This is a genomic window from Rhodoblastus sp. (assembly GCF_041915505.1).
Lineage (GTDB): Bacteria > Pseudomonadota > Alphaproteobacteria > Rhizobiales > Beijerinckiaceae > Rhodoblastus.
On record NZ_JAYSBG010000494.1, the window covers coordinates 1 to 1,931 of the forward strand.

Here is a 1,931-nt window from a genome sequence, read left to right on the forward strand (position 1 = left end):
ATCATCAGCAGCGCCAGCCGCGCCAGTTGCTGCAGGCCGCAGGCCGCGGGGCTGCGACGGCGCGGCCGCTGCGTCACGACGAATTCCTGGGCCTTGATCGCTTCCTGGAGCATGGCCTGCCTCCCGCGCCTCGCCGCCGGGGGCCACGGGCTTCACCGGCGCATCGGGAGAGATTAAGCAGCGCGGATTAACAGGACATTAACCACGATCAGGACGACGCCGGGTTCAGTCGTCGTCCTTGGCGAAGGAATTGGCGCTCAGAACGGTCGCCTTGGCGCCGAACCCGGTCTTGACGCCGCGTGGCGGCGCGCTGGCGGCGAAGGCGTCGAGCTTGGCGGCCGAGCGCAGGGCGGGGGCGAATCCGGCGCCGCCGCGCGGGCGGGCGGAATTTTGCGGCGCGGGCGTCGCCAGCGCCTGCAGCGCGGCGCGGTCGACGCGCGCCGGCGTGATCTGGGTGGCGACCGCCTTGGCGGCGCGCTGTTCCTCGGCCTTGTTCAGCGCGGCGGCGCGCAAAGCCGGCATGGGCGGGCGCGGCGGCGGCAGCGGCACGGCGGCGGCCGGAGTCGCGGCATAGGCGAGCGCCACGGTCTCAGCATGGGACGGGCGCAGCGCCAGCGCGCCGGCGGCGCTTCCGGAAGACGAGCCGCGCGTGATGACGTCCGGCAGACCGGCGAGAGCGGTCGGGCGCGGCGGCGGCAAGGGCGCGTCGGCGGCGGCGGCGAGATTGTCGGGACGGCGCGGCGGCAGCGGCGCGGCGGCGAGCTTGTCGTCATCGTCGGCGGCCTGATTGGCTTGATCGGCGGCCGGCGCGCGCGCCGGTTCGGCGGCCTGGGACGCCTGCTGGGCCGGCTGCGGCGCGGGCTGGGACTGGACCGCCTGCCGGCCGGGGCCGGCGCCGTCGGGCGCGCCCATATAGGTCTCGCCGTGCGGCAGATTGCTTTCCGCGCTTGCGACCATGCGGCGCTGCGACGAGGCGGCGTCGGTCGCGGTGTCGACCTTGGCGGAGGCGACGCGCGTCGGGCGGGAGACGCGGCCAACCTGACGGGCCTCCTCCTCGTCCTCGCCGCCGCCGAAAATCTTGGCGAAAAAGCCGAAAATGCCGGGGCCGGACGTGGCTTCGGCCATAGTGGCCGCCTCGCCGCCGCGCGCGAGAATTTCAGCGCGGGCCTCTTCGTAATGCTCCATCGGCTTGCCGTTGGAGGGAATATGAACGGTCTTGCCGTCCGGGAACAGCCGCGCGAGCTGGTCGTAATTCATGCGCGGCCAATGACGCACCTCGCCGACGTCGAGGTGGACGAAGGGCGTTCCGGCGGTGGGATAATAGCCGACGCCGCCGCGCTGCATGCGCATGCCGATCTCGCGCAGCTTCTCCATCGACAGGCCGGGAATGGTGGTGTCCATCGCCTTGCCGAGCATGTGCTGCGAATGTTCCGCCACCATCCGGGAGCGGCGGCGCAGCATGGCGTTGGTCGAGGGGCAGCGATAGGCCGACATCACGATGATCGGATCGTCCGGCCCCATGCGCTCGACGGAGCGATAGGCCTCCCACAGCACGTCGAACAGCCGGGGGTCCATCTTGATCTGGTCGTCGGTGCGCCAGTCGCGCAGGAACCAATTCAATTGTTCCAGCGTTTGGGCGTCGTAATGGCCGTTGACGCGGAAGGTCGCCGCAATCGAGTCCTTGCGGTGCGCGTGATAGAGAAAAATCGTGCGGGTGTCGCCATTGGCGGCGGCGGATTCCAGCGCGTCGGGGGCCAGAACGGCGATGAGGCCGAGAACGGCGACGCAGGCGCGTTTGCCGAGAGGATGGGTTGCGCGCTGGAAGGCGCGGCGGCCCGTCTTTGCTGCGTCGGCGACGCTCGCGGCGAATTTTGGCAAAATCAAACGCGCTCCCATCGTGTTTGTCTTGTCGGCCGGACGCAAACTTAACG

Annotated in this window: 1 protein-coding gene; it reads right to left on the reverse strand. The window is 70.6% G+C overall.

Annotated features, from left to right (window positions below; all coding sequences use genetic code 11):
• Positions 1–225: 225 nt before the first annotated feature.
• Positions 226–1,931: DUF882 domain-containing protein (locus ACE3S9_RS19080; RefSeq protein WP_374548055.1), on the reverse strand; the 1,706-nt coding region annotated here is incomplete at its 5' end.